Origin of the sequence: Rhodobacter ferrooxidans (assembly GCF_000176015.1) — a bacterium.
Classification (GTDB): Bacteria; Pseudomonadota; Alphaproteobacteria; order Rhodobacterales; family Rhodobacteraceae; genus Pseudorhodobacter_B; species Pseudorhodobacter_B ferrooxidans.
This window is the reverse complement of record NZ_ACYY01000001.1, coordinates 215,951-232,117: the sequence shown is the minus strand read 5'-3', so window position 1 is coordinate 232,117 and position 16,167 is coordinate 215,951. Positions and strand designations below refer to the sequence as shown.

General features: G+C 66.6%; 15 protein-coding genes and 1 other RNA gene. 7 read left to right on the top strand and 9 right to left on the bottom strand.

Translation table 11 applies throughout. The annotated features are described in order from the left end of the window. Position 1 precedes the first annotated feature (1 nt). Positions 2–808, bottom strand: coding sequence for an IclR family transcriptional regulator (locus RSW2DRAFT_RS01140; RefSeq protein WP_008027194.1), 807 nt, complete (start codon positions 806–808; stop codon positions 2–4). 127 nt (positions 809–935) lie between these two features. Here RSW2DRAFT_RS01140 and RSW2DRAFT_RS01135 point away from each other — a divergent pair, with 127 nt between their 5' ends. The 5 genes from RSW2DRAFT_RS01135 to RSW2DRAFT_RS01115 all read left to right on the top strand — a co-directional run bounded on the left by RSW2DRAFT_RS01135 (position 936) and on the right by RSW2DRAFT_RS01115 (position 6,725). Then, positions 936–1,880 (top strand): tripartite tricarboxylate transporter substrate binding protein, encoded by a 945-nt coding sequence (locus tag RSW2DRAFT_RS01135; RefSeq protein ID WP_008027192.1) that lies wholly within the window; start codon positions 936–938, stop codon positions 1,878–1,880. A 63-nt stretch (positions 1,881–1,943) separates the two neighbouring features. Beyond that, positions 1,944–2,492, top strand: coding sequence for a tripartite tricarboxylate transporter TctB family protein (locus RSW2DRAFT_RS17050; protein ID WP_008027190.1), 549 nt, complete (start codon positions 1,944–1,946; stop codon positions 2,490–2,492). A gap of 10 nt (positions 2,493–2,502) precedes the next feature. Further along, positions 2,503–4,008 (top strand): tripartite tricarboxylate transporter permease, encoded by a 1,506-nt coding sequence (locus tag RSW2DRAFT_RS01125; RefSeq protein WP_008027189.1) that lies wholly within the window; start codon positions 2,503–2,505, stop codon positions 4,006–4,008. Continuing rightward, a complete protein-coding gene (locus RSW2DRAFT_RS01120) occupies positions 3,998–5,485 on the top strand; it encodes an aldehyde dehydrogenase family protein (RefSeq protein ID WP_008027187.1) in 1,488 nt (495 codons plus the stop codon). The genes RSW2DRAFT_RS01125 and RSW2DRAFT_RS01120 overlap by 11 nt, the downstream gene beginning before the upstream one ends. 7 nt (positions 5,486–5,492) lie before the next feature. Then, a complete protein-coding gene (locus tag RSW2DRAFT_RS01115; protein ID WP_008027185.1) occupies positions 5,493–6,725 on the top strand; it encodes a Tm-1-like ATP-binding domain-containing protein in 1,233 nt (410 codons plus the stop codon). Between the two features lie 64 nt (positions 6,726–6,789). Here RSW2DRAFT_RS01115 and RSW2DRAFT_RS18660 read toward each other — a convergent pair whose 3' ends face one another. The 8 genes from RSW2DRAFT_RS18660 to RSW2DRAFT_RS01080 all read right to left on the bottom strand — a co-directional run bounded on the left by RSW2DRAFT_RS18660 (position 6,790) and on the right by RSW2DRAFT_RS01080 (position 14,412). Next, entirely contained in the window at positions 6,790–7,692 is a 903-nt protein-coding gene (locus RSW2DRAFT_RS18660; protein WP_008027183.1) for a peptidoglycan DD-metalloendopeptidase family protein, read from the bottom strand. A gap of 15 nt (positions 7,693–7,707) precedes the next feature. Then, positions 7,708–8,307: a recombination mediator RecR gene (gene recR / locus RSW2DRAFT_RS01105; RefSeq protein WP_008027180.1), complete on the bottom strand. Its 600-nt coding sequence runs from the start codon at positions 8,305–8,307 to the stop codon at positions 7,708–7,710. A gap of 1 nt (position 8,308) precedes the next feature. Further along, the gene (locus RSW2DRAFT_RS01100) at positions 8,309–8,653 is read right to left on the bottom strand and encodes a YbaB/EbfC family nucleoid-associated protein (protein WP_008027178.1); all 345 of its coding nucleotides are present in this window, start codon (positions 8,651–8,653) and stop codon (positions 8,309–8,311) included. A gap of 13 nt (positions 8,654–8,666) precedes the next feature. After that, entirely contained in the window at positions 8,667–10,400 is a 1,734-nt protein-coding gene (locus tag RSW2DRAFT_RS01095) for a DNA polymerase III subunit gamma/tau (protein ID WP_008027176.1), read from the bottom strand. A 145-nt stretch (positions 10,401–10,545) separates the two neighbouring features. Further along, a complete protein-coding gene (gene rsgA / locus RSW2DRAFT_RS01090; RefSeq protein WP_008027174.1) occupies positions 10,546–11,583 on the bottom strand; it encodes a ribosome small subunit-dependent GTPase A in 1,038 nt (345 codons plus the stop codon). A gap of 102 nt (positions 11,584–11,685) precedes the next feature. Next, positions 11,686–11,783: signal recognition particle sRNA small type (gene ffs / locus RSW2DRAFT_RS17325), an RNA gene on the bottom strand. Positions 11,784–11,819: 36 nt separating this feature from the next. Beyond that, complete coding sequence (locus RSW2DRAFT_RS01085) at positions 11,820–12,449, bottom strand: HAD family hydrolase (RefSeq protein WP_008027172.1); 630 nt, start codon at positions 12,447–12,449, stop codon at positions 11,820–11,822. A 40-nt stretch (positions 12,450–12,489) separates the two neighbouring features. Further along, the gene (locus RSW2DRAFT_RS01080) at positions 12,490–14,412 is read right to left on the bottom strand and encodes a bifunctional 2',3'-cyclic-nucleotide 2'-phosphodiesterase/3'-nucleotidase (RefSeq protein ID WP_008027170.1); all 1,923 of its coding nucleotides are present in this window, start codon (positions 14,410–14,412) and stop codon (positions 12,490–12,492) included. Positions 14,413–14,664: 252 nt separating this feature from the next. On the opposite strand from RSW2DRAFT_RS01080, the gene nudC reads away from it, so the two are divergent. After that, on the top strand, positions 14,665–15,612 hold the full coding sequence (gene nudC / locus RSW2DRAFT_RS01075; RefSeq protein ID WP_008027168.1) for an NAD(+) diphosphatase: 948 nt from the start codon (positions 14,665–14,667) through the stop codon (positions 15,610–15,612). A 69-nt stretch (positions 15,613–15,681) separates the two neighbouring features. Then, the gene (locus tag RSW2DRAFT_RS01070) at positions 15,682–16,152 is read left to right on the top strand and encodes an SRPBCC family protein (RefSeq protein ID WP_008027167.1); all 471 of its coding nucleotides are present in this window, start codon (positions 15,682–15,684) and stop codon (positions 16,150–16,152) included. The last annotated feature ends 15 nt before the right edge of the window (positions 16,153–16,167 follow it).

Below are 16,167 nucleotides of genomic sequence, written 5' to 3'. Positions count from 1 at the left end.
GCTAGGCCCTTTCCTGGGTCGGCAGGGGCGTGCCCTGCCAGATGTCTGCGATGGCGGGCGGCACCTGGCCACCCCATAGCGTTGTGATCTGTTGCGCGGCGGTTATGAGGCTGCTCTGCACCCGGCTGCGCAGTTCCGGCCCCATCCGCGCGGCGGGGGCGGCCAGCGCCAGCGCGCCGCAGCAGGTGGCACCGGCATCGAACAAGGGGGCGGCCAGACTGTGAACCCCCTCTTCGAACCCGCTGGCACTTTCGGCAAAGCCCTGCGCCTGCACCACCGCCAGCCGGGCGCGGATCGCATCCGGGTCGGTTTCGGTCTGCGCGGTCAACCGCAGCAGCGGTTGCGCCAGCACCCGTCTGGCCAGCGCCTGCGGCCCGAAGGCCAGCACCGCAAGGCCCGACGAGGTGGCGTGCCAGGGCAGGGTGTCGGCATCCTCCATCATCACCGTCATCGCATGGGTGGCGGAATAGGCATAGGCCAGCATCTTCAGGTTTTCGCCAACGATCACCGACAGATGCACCGTCTCGCCCAGTTCCTGCGCCAGCGCCCGCAGCACCGGTTGCGCCGCCTCGCGCATCGGCACCGCCGCCTCGCGCAGCGCCGCCAGCCGCAGCGCCTGTGGCCCCAGCCGGTATTCCCGAGCTGCCCCCACCTGTTCGACAAACCCATGCGCCGCCAGTTCCGTCAGCATCCGGTGACAGGTCGCCTTGTTCATCCCCGAGGCGCGGGCAAAATCGCTAAGGCCGATCAGCGCCCGCTGGCGGCTGAACTGATCAAGCAACCCCAATGCCTTGGAAACCGTGCCCACCACATCCCCCAAACCGCTTGCCAACAGCCATGATTTTCATTTCTGTTGACAGATCGGTAGCGCGGCTGTCAATCTAAATTAAAACCAACGGTTCAAATAATGAACCGATCACACCAGGGAGATTGCAATGAAGAAACTTGTCCTGATGGCCGGAGTCTGTGCGGCCTCGCTGGCCCTGATGTCGGGGGCGGCGCTGGCGGAATACCCGGAAAAGCCGGTGACCTTCATCGTGCCCTGGCCGCCGGGTGATCTGGAAGACGTGCTGACCCGGATGATCGCCGAGGAATTCCAGAAGCAGACCGGCGCGCCTGCTGCCGTGGTCAACCGCCCCGGTGGTGGTGGCATCGTCGGCGCGCTGGAAGTGGCGCAGGCCCCGGCGGACGGCTACAAGATCGGCTCTTTCGTGATCGGTATTCCGACAGTGAAGACCATGGGCCCGGATGCGCAGGTGCAGCGCGACACCTTCGAGCCGATCGGCATTTTTCTGACCTATCCGTTCCTGATCGCAACCGCCAAGGACGCGCCCTACAGCACGCTGCAGGAGCTGGCCGACTATTCCAAAACCAACACCGTGCGGCTGGGGCATTTCGGCTACGGGCTGGAGCCGACGCTGCTGACCATGCTGGGTACCCAGACCCTTGGCGGCAAGTTCGGCGCCGAGGCGGCGTTTGACGCGCTGGATTGTTCGACCCTGGCCAATGGCGATGCCGACGTGATCAACACCACGGCGCAACTGGTGCTGCCCTGCCTGAACGACATCAAGGTGCTGGCCACCATCACCGGCGAGCGGATGTCGATCACGCCCGATGCGCCGACGCTGGCCGAACTGGTGCCCGCACTGGACAGCACGCTGTGGAACGGGCTGTTCGTGCCCAAAGGCACGCCGCAAGAGGTGAAGGACAAGATCGCCGCCGCAGCGCAAGCCGTGGTGGCCAGTGCAGCGGCACAGGAGATCGCCAAGACCACCGGCGCGCAGGTCTATTGGCTGGACGCCGCAGCTTCGGCCGAGCGGATCAATCTGGACTATGACCAGTTGAAATCGGTGCGCGAACAGCTTGGCGTGACCGAATAAGCCTGTCACCCTCTGGGGGCGTGCCGCCGGGTGCGCCTCCGTTCTCCAACCGCCGAGGCCGGAATGACCGATGACGAACTGCCGGCCAACCGGCTGGAAAGTCTGGCGCTGACGGCGATGTTCTTTGCCGTGGCGCTGGCGTTGTTGCTGGCGATGCCCTGGGCCACCCGCTGGGGGCAGGCCTCGGGCGGCTGGTGGACGCGGCCTGCGCTGATGCCGGGGCTGGCACTGGCGGGGCTGACTCTGGCCAACCTGATCACCCTGGGCCGCGCCCTGACCGACCTGCGCGCCGACCCGCCAACGCCCGAGGAACGGATCGTGGCGCGGCAGAACATCCTGGGATGGCTGCGGCCTGTGGAATTCCTGGCCTATTTCGCGATCTATGTCTGGGCGATCGGCCATCTGGGCTATCTGCTGGCCACCCTGACCTTCATCCTTGGCCTGATGCTGCGGGTGCGGCTGACCAGCCCGCGCTGGCTGCTGACCGGGGTGCTGACCGCCCTGGCGCTGGTGGCGATCTTTCGCGTCGGTCTGGGCGTCTGGATGCCCGCGCCGCCGCTTTACGATCTGGCGCCGGATGCCTTGCGCACCGCGCTGATCCGCTGGTTCTAGGGGGCGCGCGATGGAGTTCCTGCTGACCGGCCTTGCCCAGCTTGCCGACCCCACGGTGTTCTTCGTCATGGTGTTCGGTGCCATCCTTGGCGTGGTGGTCGGCGCCATTCCGGGGGCCGGGGCGGCAGTCACGATCTCGATCCTGCTGCCCACCACGTTCTCGATGGACCCGCTGACCGGCATGACCCTGCTTCTGGGGGTCTATTGCGGCGCGGCCTATGGTTCGGCCATCCCGGCGGTCTTGATCAACACCCCCGGCAGCCCGGTGGCGGTGCTGACGGCGATGGAGGCCAAGCCCTTTGCCGACCGGGGCGAGGCGCGGCGCGCAATGTCGCTGGCCTATTCCTCCAGCTTTGTCGGTGGGATCTGCGCCGTGCTGGCGCTGATGCTGCTGACCAGACCGTTGGCGCAGGTGGCGCGGCACTTCGGCTCGGCCGAGTTCGCCATGCTGGCGCTGGCCGCCCTGGTGCTGGTGATCATCGGCCACGGCGGGCGGCGGATCGAGGCGTTGGCTGCGCTGTGCTTCGGGCTGTTTCTGGCCACCGTCGGCGTGGAAACCGCCTATGCCACCCAACGCTTTTCCTTCGGTTTTCAACCGCTGATGTCGGGCATCCCGCTGGTGCCGCTGGTGATCGGCCTCTTCGCCATGTCCGAGGCGCTGGTGCAACTGACCGCACGCAGCCACAGCAAACCGCCGGTGCAACTTTCCGGGCGGTTCTTTTCCGGCTTCACCGAGGTGTTCCGCTATCCCCGCACGCTGTTCGGGTCGTCCCTTGTCGGTATCCTCATCGGCATCATGCCGGGTGTGGGCGAGTTTCTGGCGCAGCAGGTCAACTATGTCTGGGCCCGCAAACTGTCGCCCGAGGGCCATCTGTTCGGCAAGGGTGCGCCCGAGGGCATCATCGTCTCCGAAGCCACCAACAACGCCGTGCCGCCCGCCGCCCTGATCCCGATGCTGGCGCTGGGCATCCCGGGCGAGGAGCTGACGGCGATGATGCTGGCGGTGTTTCTGGTGCACAACGTGGTGCCCGGCCCGCAGCTTTTCATCGAAAGGCCCGAGTTCGTGGCTGGGCTGTATTGGACCCTTCTGGTGATGAATTTCGTCATCATCGGCTTTCTGATGCTGGCCACCAAATGGATTGCCAAGGCGGCGCTGGTGGACAAGCGATTTCTGGGCGTGGTGATCCTGACGCTGTCGCTGATCGGCACCTATGCCAGCAATTACAGCCTGTCCGATTGCGGCATTGCCATGGTATTCGGCCTGCTGGGCTACATCCTGCGCAGCCACCGCTGGCCGCTGACGCCGATCCTGCTGGGGCTGGTGATGGGGCCGATTCTGGAGGGGCGGATGCGGCAGGCGCTGGGCGGGTCGAACGGCGATCCGTCGATCTTCGTGACAAGGCCGATTTCGGCGGCCATGGTGGCGGCGCTGGCGCTGCTGATCATCTTCACCATTCGTGGTGCGCGCAAAGCCCGCCGCCGCCCGCGCAAGGACTGGCAGATCAATGACTCTTGACCAACCAACCATCGACCGCCTTGCCCGCCTGCCGGTGGCGCCGGGCCAATTGCTGATCAACGGCGCGTGGGGCGACGGGCAGAACCCGCGGTCCGAGGTGCTCTCGCCGATCGACGGTCAAGTGCTGACCACCCTCGCCTCGGCCTCCGCCGCCGACGTGGCCCGCGCCACCGCTGCGGCCCGTGCTGCGTTCGAGTCCGGTGTCTGGTCGCGCGCCACGCCCGCCGCCCGCAAGGCCGTGCTGCACCGGCTGGCCGATCTGATCGAGGCTCATGCGGTCGAGTTGGCCGTGCTTGGCGTGCGCGACAACGGCACCGATATCGCCATGGCGATCAAGGCCGAACCCGGCTCGGCGGCGGGCACCTTCCGCTATTATGCCGAGGCCATCGACAAGGTCTATGGCGAGATTGCCCCGACCCCCGCCAACATTTTGGCGCTGATCCACCGCGAGCCGGTGGGGGTGGTGGCGGCCATCGTGCCGTGGAATTTCCCACTGATGATCGGCGCGTGGAAACTGGCGCCAGCCTTGGCCGCGGGCAATTCCGTGGTGCTGAAACCTGCCGAAACCGCCTCGCTGTCGCTGCTGCGGCTGGCGGAACTGGCGCTGGAGGCGGGCCTGCCGCCGGGTGTGTTGAACGTCGTCACCGGGCCGGGGCGGGTGACGGGCGAGGCATTGGCGCTGAGCATGGATGTCGATGTGCTGGTGTTTACCGGCTCTGGCGCCACCGGGCGGAAGCTGCTGCAATACTCCGCCGCCTCGAACCTGAAGCGGTGCTATCTGGAGCTTGGCGGCAAATCCCCCAACATCATCTTTGCCGATGCCCCCGATCTGGCGCTGGCTGCCAAAACCGCCGCCTTCGCCATCTTCCGCAATGCGGGCCAGGTCTGCGTGGCAGGATCGCGGCTGCTGGTGGAAGCCTCGATCCACGACGATTTCGTGGCCGCCTTGGCGGAAGCCACCGAAAAGATGACCCTCGGCAACCCGCTGCAACTGGACACCCAGATTGGTGCCGTGAACTCGGAAACCCAGCTTGCCGCCAACCTCGGTTTCATCACCGACGCCATGGCCGAAGGCGGCCATATCGCCCTGGGTGGCACCCGTGCGCTGACCGAAACCGGCGGCTATTACATGCAGCCCACCATCGTCACCCATGTCGCCCCGCAGCACCGGCTGGCGCGCGAGGAGGTGTTCGGCCCGGTGCTGGCGGTGACCGCCTTTGATACCGAAGCCGAGGCCCTGGCGCTGGCCAACGCCACCGATTACGGCCTTGCCGCCGGGGTCTGGACCGCCAACCTTTCCCGCGCCCACCGGATGATCCGCGGCATCCGCGCCGGGGTGGTGCATGTGAACACCTATGGCGGCGCCGATGCCACGGTGCCCTTGGGCGGGGTCAAGCAATCGGGCAATGGCTCCGACAAGTCCTTGCACGCGCTGGACAAATACACCGACCTGAAAACCGCCTGGATACAGTTGTAGGTGACGCATGGGCAACCGCATCCTGATCGCAGGTACCTTTGATACCAAGGACGACGAGCTGTCCTACCTCGCCGCCCGCATCCTGTCGCAGGGCGGCGAGGTGCTGCGGATGGATGTCTCGGTGCTTGGCGACCCCGCATCCCCGACCGAGATTTCCAAGCATCAGGTCGCCGCCGAAGCCGGTTCCAGCATCGCCGCAGCCATCGCCGCGATGGATGAAAACACCGCCATGCAGATCATGGCGCTGGGGGCCGCCCGTCTGGCCCGCCGCCTGCATGCCGAGGGCCGGTTCGATGGCGTGCTCGTGCTGGGCGGCAGCATGGGCACGGACCTCGCGCTCGATCTCTGCGCCGCCCTGCCGCTGGGGGTGCCGAAATATGTCGTCTCCACCGTCAGCTTCTCGCCGATGATCCCGCCCGAACGGCTGGCACCAGATATCCAGATGATCCTTTGGGCGGGCGGGCTTTACGGGCTGAACCCGGTCTGCAAGGCGGCGCTATCCCAGGCCGCAGGGGCCGTTCTGGGTGCAGCCCGCGCGGTCGAACCGCCCAGCCGCAGCCGCCCGCTGATCGGCATGACCAGCTTCGGCAAGACCGTGCACCGCTTCATGGTCGCGCTGAAACCGGCGCTGCAGGCGCGCGGCTTCGATCTGGCGGTGTTCCACGCCACCGGCATGGGCGGGCGGGCCTTCGAAAGCCTGTCAGCGCAAGGTGCCTTTGCCGCGGTGCTGGATTTCGCACCGCAAGAGGTGTCCAACCACCTGATGGGTTCCGCCATCACCGCCGGGCCGGACCGCCTGACTGCCGCGGGTCTGGCGGGTATCCCGCAGATCGTAGCACCCGGCTGCTCGGACCTTGTCGATCTGGTCGGCTGGCAACCCACACCCGATCGCTTTGCCAACCACCCGCTGCACGCCCACAACCGCCTGCTGTCCTCGGTGGTGCTGACCGCCGATGAACGCCGCGCCGTCGCCCGCAGCCTTTGTGCCAAACTGGCCCGCGCCACCGGCCCCACCACCCTGATCCTGCCCAGCCATGGCCTGCACGAATGGGACCGCCCCGGCGCCCCGCTTTGCGACCCTGCCGCCCACGCCGCCTTTTGCGACGAAATCCGCAGCCAATGCCCCGCCAATGTGCAACTGATCCCGCTCGACGCCCACATCAACGACCAGGCCTTCACCGATACCGTGCTGCAAATCCTCGACGCCTGGCTCAATCAAGGCCTCATCGCTCGCCCTTAACATTCACCTCTGCGAAAATATCCCGGGGGAGCCCGGAACGGGCGGGGGCAGCGCCCCCAAAAACCTAAACCGCAAAACTGCCCGCAGGCAACCGCAGCAGCAGGTTCGGGTCAGGGCAGATCTGCTGCCACACGTCCCACAGACTGGCATGGCCGACACCAAAGAAATTCCCGGACCGCTGCTCCAGCATGTCGCTCATCACCTGAAAATGCAGATGCGCCGCCCAGCCGCCGTTCTCGTGCCAATCCCCAAGATGCGCCAAAACCTGCCCCGGCTGCACCATATCGCCCACCCGGCACAGCCCCGGCAGACTGCCACCCAGATGGCCATAAAGCGTCCAGAACGCCCGCCCGGACCCTTCATGCTGCAGGATCAGCGTGTGGCCATAATCCAGCGGATCGGCGTTATAGGTCACCCAGGCCACCCGCCCCGCCAGCGGCGCATGCACCGGCGTGCCGACGGCGGCAAGAACGTCGATTCCTATATGCCTTGTGCGCCGCTCGGGGCTGGCGGCATCGGCGAACTGGGCGCTGGCATAGATCGAGCGCACCTCGCCGTAAGCCCCCAGCCCGTAATCCACTCCCTGTGCCGCGAACCAGGGGTCAAAGGCGCGGTCGCTGAAGGCGGGCATCCCCGGTTGCCGGTCGTCGGCCCGCAGGGCCATGCGTGACGATTGCCCGATCTCGGGCAGAAACAGCGGCGCTACCGGAACCTGCGCCAGATGCTGCACCAGACCTTCCACCCCCGGCACCGCCGCGAACCCGGCGCCCACCCGCATCACCGCCCGCAGCAGCCCGGCATCCACAGCCCCCAGCCGCCTAGCCTCGGTCGCAGGCAGCGCCGCAATCACCGACGGCAGCAGCCCGTCCGCTTCGGCCTCGCTCAAACAGGCCGACGCTCGCCGCAGCGCGTCATAAAGATCAACCTGCCCGACCAGACCCGCCGCAATCTGCCCTGCCTTGTCCATATCCGATTTCCCTTTTCAGAACCGCTTGCGCGCCTTCAGCGCCGCCCCGATGGTGCCGTCGTCCAGATAATCCAGCTCGCCACCGATCGGCACGCCCTGCGCCAGCGAGGTGATGGCAACGCCGGATGCCCCCAGCACATCGGCAATGTAATGCGCCGTGGTCTGGCCATCGACCGTGGCATTCAGCGCCAGAATCACCTCGGAGATTCCCTCCTCGGCCACCCGCGCCAGCAGCCGCGGGATCCGCAACGTGTCCGGCCCCACCGCGTCCAGCGGCGACAGCGTGCCGCCCAGAACGTGATAGCGCCCCTTGAACGCCCCGCCACGCTCCATCGCCCAGAGGTCGGCCACATCCTCGACCACGCACAGCTCGCCGGTGGCACGGCGCGGGTCGGCGCAGATCGCACAGGTGTCGCCCGCACCGATATTGCCACATGTGGTGCAATCGCGCGCCGACAGCGCAACCTGTGCCATGGCCTGCGCCAGCGGTGCCATCAGCGCCCCGCGCTTTTTCAACAGCACCAGCACCGCCCGCCGCGCCGACCTTGGCCCCAGCCCCGGCAGACGTGCCATCAACTCGATCAATTGCTCGATGTCGCCGGGGATGTCGGTCATCTCAGAACGGCAGGTTCATGCCGGGCGGCAGGCCCAGACCTTCGGTCAGCTTGGCCATTTCCTGCTGACTGCGCGCACCGGCCTTGCCTTGCGCATCCTTGATCGCGGCCAGGATCAGGTCTTCCACCACTTCCTTTTCCGAGGCGACAAAGATCGACGGATCAATCTCCAGCCCGGTCAACTCGCCCTTGGCGGTGCAGCGCGCCTTCACCAGGCCCGCACCGGATTCGCCGATCACCACGATGCGGTCCATGTCGGATTGCAACTGCGCCATCTTTTCCTGCAAGTCCTTGGCGGCCTTCATCATCTTGCCCATGTCGCCAAGCCCGCCCAAACCCTTCAGCATGCTGTCGTTCCTCTCAATTGTCCTCGAACGGATCCCATTCGTCTTCCACTTCCGGCAGCGCCTCGGCGGCAGCAGATTGCGCCATCGCCTCGGGCGAGCGGATGGCGGTGATTTCGGCGTTCGGAAAGGCCGCCAGCACCGCCTGCACCAGCGGGTTCTGCATCGCCTCGGCCTTTGCGGCAAGCCAGTCCTTGCCGCGGTCTTCGGCCAGCGTTGCAGCACCGCCACCGCTGACGATCGAAACCCCCCACCGCGCGCCAGTCCAACCCTGCAACCGCTGCGCCAGCCGTGCGGCAAGGTCGCGCGGGGCATCGTCGGTCGGTTCAAACTCGATGCGACCGGGAGAATAGCGGGCAAGGCGCAGGCAGGTTTCCACCTCGACCAGCAGCTTCATGTCGCGCTTGTCTCGGATTAGATCGACCACCTGCTCGAACCTTGCATAGGCCTCCAACCCGCCCTCGGCCAAGGCCAGCGCCGCCGATCCCGCCATCTGCGGCCCGCGCGGCGCTGCGGCGGGCGCCTGCATCCGCGTGGTCGGCGCCTGGGGCGCGCTGCTGGATACCGAAGCCGCCGCCACCACGGGTTGCGATTGCAGCTTGCGGATCAGGGTTTCGGGGTCGGGAAGGTCGGCCACATGCGTGAGGCGAATTACCGCCATTTCGGCGGCCATCATCGCATTGGGCGCCAGCGCCACTTCCTCCAGCGATTTCAGCAGCATCTGCCACATCCGGGTCAGCGCCCGCATCGGCAGCCGCACCGCCATCTCCAGCCCGCGCAGACGTTCGTCAGGTGGCGTGGTCGGGTCTTCGGCGGCTTCCGGCGTGATCTTGATTACCGAAATCCAGTGGGTGATCTCGGCCAGATCGCGCAGCACCGCCATCGGGTCGGCGCCATCGGCATATTGCGCCGAGAGTTCCGACAAGGCCCCCGCCGCATCGCCTTTCATCACCAGATCGAACAGATCGAGCACCCGGCCCCGGTCGGCCAGACCCAGCATCGCCCGCACCTGCGCCGCACTGGTTTCCCCCGCGCCATGGGCAATCGCCTGATCCATCAGGCTCATCGCATCGCGCACCGAGCCTTCGGCAGCGCGGGTGATCAGCGCCAGCGCGTCGGGGGCCAGACTGGCCCCTTCCAAAGCGGCGATGCGGGCCAGATGCGTCAGCATCACTTCCGGCTCGATGCGTTTCAGATCGAAGCGCTGGCAGCGCGACAGCACCGTCACCGGCACCTTGCGGATTTCCGTAGTGGCAAAGATGAACTTCACATGCGCGGGCGGCTCTTCCAGCGTTTTCAGCAGCGCGTTGAAGGCGGCATTCGACAGCATGTGCACTTCGTCGATGATGTAGATCTTGTAGCGCGCCGAGGCCGCCCGATAGTGAACGGAATCAATGACCTCGCGGATATCGCCCACGCCAGTGCGCGAGGCGGCATCCATTTCCATCACATCGACATGCCGGCCTTCGGCAATCGCCCGGCACGGCTCGCAAACCCCGCAGGGTTCGGTGGTCGGGCCACCCTTGCCGTCGGGGCCGATGCAGTTCAGCCCCTTGGCGATGATGCGGGCGGTGGTGGTCTTGCCCACCCCCCGCACCCCGGTCATCACGAAGGCATGGGCAATGCGGTCGGCGGCAAAGGCATTTTTCAGCGTGCGCACCATCGCCTCTTGCCCGATAAGGTCGGCAAAGGTGGCGGGGCGGTATTTGCGCGCAAGAACCTGATAGCCTGGCTCGGGTGTGTCGGACATTGGGCCTCGCGGGATTCGGTTGCCTCCAGACTAGGCCGGGCGGCGGGCGGCGTCCACCCAAAGGCCGGGGAACGCCGGTGCGGGGCGGGGAAAGGCAAAAGTTTTCCAAAACTTTTGCAAAATCCTTCGAAGGATTTTGGCACCGCTAGCGGCGCTTGAGGTCTTTCTTCACCGACTTGATCATCCGCCCGAAGGCCTTGTCGCGGCGGCGGGCCTCCAGCAGGCTGGCGTTGGTGCGGGCGTCTTCCTGTTGCAACTTCTGCCAGCGGCCAAACCGCCCGGCCTCCAGCGTGCCTGCCGCAATCGCCGCCTGCAAGGCACAACCCGGCTCGGCGGCGTGGCTGCAGTCGCGGAACCGGCAGGTGCCCGCCAGCGCCTCGATATCGTCGAACAGCTCGGCTATGCCCTCGGCGGCATCGAACAGCGCCAGCTCACGCATCCCCGGCATGTCGATCAGCAAGCCACCCCCCGGCATCAGGTGCAGCGCGCGCGCGGTGGTGGTGTGGCGGCCCTTGGCGTCGTCTTCGCGGATGCCGGCGGTGGCCAGATCAATCCCGGCCAGCCCGCCGATCAGCGTCGATTTGCCAACGCCGGAGGAGCCGACAAAGGCCACCGTCTGCCCATGCCCGCACCATGGCCGCAGCACGTCCAGCGCCTCGGCCTGTTTGGCGTTCAGCGCCAGAACCGCGGCGATATGCGGCGAGATCGCCTTGGCATCGGCCACCAGTTCGTCGGAATCCGCCGCCAGATCGGCTTTGGTCAGCACGATCACCGGCGTGGTGCCACTGTCCAGCGCCAGCGCCACATAGCGTTCCAGCCGGGCCAGGTTGAAATCGGCATTGCAGGAGGTGACGATGAACAGCGTATCGACATTGGCGGCGATCAGTTGCGCGCGCACCTCGATACCCGCCACCTTGCGCTCCAGCAGCGAGCGGCGCTTCAGCACCCGCAGGATGCGGTTGGTTGCCGGATCGCCAAGCACCCAGTCGCCCACCGCCACCGTGCCCGCGTTCAGCCCCGGCGGAAATTCCAGCACCAAGGGCCCGGCTGGGCCAAGCCCGGTGGCGCGGTTGCGTTGCACGGCCGAAAGCCGAAGGGGTAGGGCCAAAGCGTCGTCGGGGGTGATCTGGCTGGCGAAATGTGGCGACCAGCCAAGGTCGTCAAGGCTGGGGAAATCGCTCATCGCCCGGCCCGTTGCGCGCCATCAGGTGCTGAAAGCCTGGAAAAACCGCACTTCCCCGCGTTGGCGTCACGACACAAAGCAAACCTCCGACGCGCCGGGAAAGGGTGAGAGGCTGACAACGACCCAAGCGGGGCTCGTTACGGCTGCTTCCTTCCGGACCTGACCGGGTTGGCGAGGTGCCTGCCCGCGCCAACCTCTCGACGCCGATATAGGCGCAGGCCGAAAGATTCGCAAGCTCAGTCGATCAACCCGACCAGACGGGCGCCCGACAGCAGGTCGGCGGCAACGTGATGGGCAAAGCGGCCTGTTGTCGGCACAATGTCGGGCACCTGCACCACCAGACAACCGGCGCGCTGTGCGGCTTCGGCACCGATCTCGCTGTCTTCAAACACCAGACAGCGGTTGGCAGGCACGCCCAGCCGGGCGGCGGTCAGCAGGTAAGGTTCGGGGTCGGGTTTGGCCAGGGTCACATCGTCCAGCGTCACCACATGGGCGAAATCACCCGCCAGCCCGGCCAGCCCCAGCTTGAAATGCGCGGCCCCCCGCTCGGTCGAGGTGCAGATGGCGCGCGGCAGGGTGAACTGCGCCAGCAGATCGCGCACGCCGGGCTTCAGCGGCAGACCGGCGGCGATGCGGGCTTCAAACCCGGTACGCCAGCGTTTGTTCAGCAGCGCCACGTCGATCTCGGGGCGACGGGCGCGGATCAGCACGGCGGCGCTGGGCAGGTCCTTGCCGACCAGCAGATGCATGAAGCTTTCCTCGACCGGCGCGTCCAGACTGGCAAAGGCCGCCATCCCCGCCGCCAGCGCCAGGCTTTCGGTGTCGATCAGCGTGCCGTCCAGATCGAAGATCACCGCGTCGAACATCGCCCGCCCCTAGCCGTTTTGATGCCGCCTGCCTAGCCGATCACAGCGTCAGGCGAAAGCGCACAAAGCCGTCATCGGTGGGACCAAGCGGGGTCAGGTGCTGCGGCCCCAGGTCGGGCACATGCGGGCTGGCCTGCGGGCTGGTTTCGAAGGTGACAGAGGTGCCTTGCATCGGCACGAAGCTCCAGCCCAGGGTTTCGGGCGCGTGGATCACCCCGGCCTCGGCCACATGGCGCACCACAATATCGCGGGTCAGATTGCGCGAACACCACAGCAGATGCGCGGGCGTGGTGCCGGGAAAGCCGCCGCTGCCCGAGGCGCGATAGCTGTTGGTGGCCAGAATGAACCGGGCATCGGGGGCGACCTCGGCACCGGCCCAGGTCAGGTTGCGGATGCGGCGGGCGGTGGGGTGCAGAAGCTTGCCCTGCCGGTCGAACCGCGCGGGCTGGCTGAGGTCGATCTGGAAGCTGACGCCATGGATCAGATCGAAATTGTAGCAGGGGAAATCGGGGTCGATCAGCGGCTGGTCGGCCAGGCCCGGTTCGATGCAATTGTAGATGCCGACGGCGCGTTCCAGCCAGTCGGCCACTTCGGCACCATTCAGCCGCAGGGCGGCGATGGAATTGGGAAAGATGTAAAGGTCGGCGGCATGGCGCAGCGCCATCTCGCCCACCGGCACATCGGTGAAATGCCGCGGTCCGCCGCGACCGCCGAACTTGAAGGGGGCCGCCGCCGAAAGGATCGGCAAGGCGGCATCGGGGGTGCCCGCCACATGCCGGGCCACATGCGCTGCCTGCGCCTCGGCCACCAGTTGCACCGCCGGGCTGGGGCTGACCAGCGCGAAATAGCTGTTCAGCGGCACCGCGGTGCGGCCGATGCTGCGCCGGGTGAAATGCAGCGTGGCCCCGTGATCGTCGCGCACCGCCGCCTCGACCTCGGGGATGGCGCGACGGGGGGACCGTCCGGCCTGCGCCGGTGTTTTCTCGGCCTCGGCGGCTCGGATCGCCCGCGCTTCCACGGCGAAATCGGCCACCCGCCAGCCCGCGTCGCTGCGTTCCAGCAACAGGTCGATCAGCCCCAGATGCGAGCCGAAAAACCCCGCCATCACCGCCGGTTTGCCGCCAAGCGTGCCGCGGGTATGATCGACCGCCTCGACTCCGGCAAAGCTGGCCGAGGGGAACACCAGATGGCTGTGCCCGGTCACAAGCGCATCAATCCCCGGCACATGCGCAAGGGCGGTCGAGGCATCCTCCATGCCTTGCGTTGCCTCTGCCGCACCGATCCCGGAATGGGACAGTGCGATGATGATATCGGCGCCTTCCGCCTTCATCCGCGGCACCAGCGCCCGCGCGGTTTCGACAATGTCGCGGGTAACGACCTTGCCCGCCAGATGCACCCGGTCCCATTGGGTGACCTGCGGCGGCACGAAACCGATCAGGCCGATGCGGATCGGGTGCTCGGTCCCGGCACCATCGGTGATCTGCCGGTCCAGGATCACATAGGGCGGGATCAGGGTCTGATCGGCCTCTGGCGTCGGCCCCAGCTTGCGGGCGATGTTTGCCGACACCACCGGAAACGCCGCCCCGGTCAGTGCGGTCAGCAGAAACTCCAGCCCGTAGTTGAATTCGTGATTGCCCAGCGTTGCCGCGTCGTATCCCAACAGGTTCATCGCCGCGAAGATCGGATGCACCGCGTCGGCCGCCCGGCCGCTTTGCTGGGCGATATAGTCCCCCAGCGGGTTGCCTTGCAGGAAATCGCCGTTGTCCAGCAGCAGGCTGTTGGCCGCCTGCGCCCGCGCGTCGGTGATCAGCGCCGCGGTTTGCGACAGCCCGACCCGGTCGCAGGGCTGATCGGCATAATAGTCATAGGCCAGCACATGCACATGCAGATCGGTGGTGGCCATCAGGCGCAGATGCGCCAGACCGGCTGACGCTTGGACAGAGAAGGCGTGGCGCACACTCAACACTTTCCTGACGACAGCGGGCTTGCGTCCGCATGGGGGGGTAACGACAGGGAAACTGGCACAATCAAGGCATCGTCGTGACTTCATACCCTAGGCAAAGGTCGGATGCAGTTCCACAAAAACGCGAATCGGGGGGCGCTTATCACGGCATGGTTGCATTTTCGCGCCAGTGCTGTGGCCAAAATGCCCGGTTTGCGCCGCGCCGCGTTCCGTGGCAGGTGTGGCGGCGGATCAGGCAGGGGCAGGGCAGAGATGTGGATTGCTGAAAGCGTCACCTTCGGCGGATCGGCGCTGGACCGGGCCGCTCCTCTGCGCGGCGATGCACCCGCACTGGCGGACTTGCAGGCCCGCGGCCGGATTGTGCCGCTTTGGCAGGGCAAGCCATTGATTGCCAATGGCGCGCTGGCCTGGGTGGCACCGGGCAGCCCGGTGCTGGCCGAAGCCACGGCACCGGTGTTTCTGGGGCTGGAGGACGGCATCGGCTGGTTTGCCCAGGATATCTCGGCCTGGGTGCCGCCCGAAGCCGAGGCCGTGCAGCCGGGGTTTCTGGACCCCAGCCTGCAACACCATCCCAGCCTGCCCGCCGACCACACCTTTACCGAGCTGCGCGCGGTGATGGCACAGCTTTCGCCGCGTCACGCCGAACTGGCCGCCACCGCCCGCGCCCTGCTGGGCTGGCACCAAAGCCACGGCTTTTGCGCCGCCTGCGGGGCGGCATCGACGATGGTGATGGCGGGCTGGCAGCGGTCCTGCCCGGTTTGCGGCGCCCAGCACTATCCGCGCACCGACCCGGTGGTGATCATGTTGGTCACGCGCGGCAACCGCCTGCTGCTGGGCCGCGGCACCGGCTGGCCCGAGGGCATGTATTCCTGCCTGGCCGGCTTTGTCGAACCCGGAGAGACCATCGAGGCCGCGGTCCGCCGCGAGGTGTTCGAGGAAACCGGCGTGCAGGTCGATGCCGTGCGCTATCTGGCCAGCCAGCCCTGGCCGTTTCCCGCCAGCCTGATGCTGGGTTGTCTGGCCGAAGCCACCAGTGACACCATCACGCTGGACCCCGCCGAACTGGAAGACGCGCTCTGGTTGAGCCGCGAAGACCTGGTGCAGGTCAGGACCGGGCTGCACCCTTGCGTCAAACCAGCGCGACAAGGCGCTATTGCGCATTTCCTGATTGAAAACTGGCTTGCGGATCGGCTGAATTGAGCCGAAAAACGTTGCACAAACGAGATCAGGCCCGCGACGGGTCCGGCAATACTCCAGCAGGCAGACCGCATGAAGCTCAGCACCCGCGAAGACATCGAAGCGCCGCTCCAGCACGTCTTTTCGGCCTTTGCCGATGTGGAAGGTTGGGAACGTGCGGCGATGCGGCGGGGGGCCTCGGTGGTGCGCACCGACACGCTGGTCGAACTGGCGGTGGGCATGGCCTGGCAGATCGGTTTTGACTATCGCGGCAAACCCCGCGTGCTGGAGGCGCGGCTTTCGGCGCTGGACGACCCCAGCTATCTGGCGTTCGCCGGCACTTCGCATGCGCTGGAAGGCATGGTCACCATCGACTTTCTGGAACTGGGGGCAAAGCGCACCCGGGTCACCATCGGCACCGAGTTGCAGCCCCGCACCCTGGGCGCGCGGCTGTTCCTGCAATCGCTGAAACTGGCCAAGGCCAAGATCACCCGGAAATATGAATTGCGGGTGGCGCAGGTCTGCACCGATATCGAAGACCGCTACCGATTTGCCCGGCGCTGATTTTGCCCGACTCTG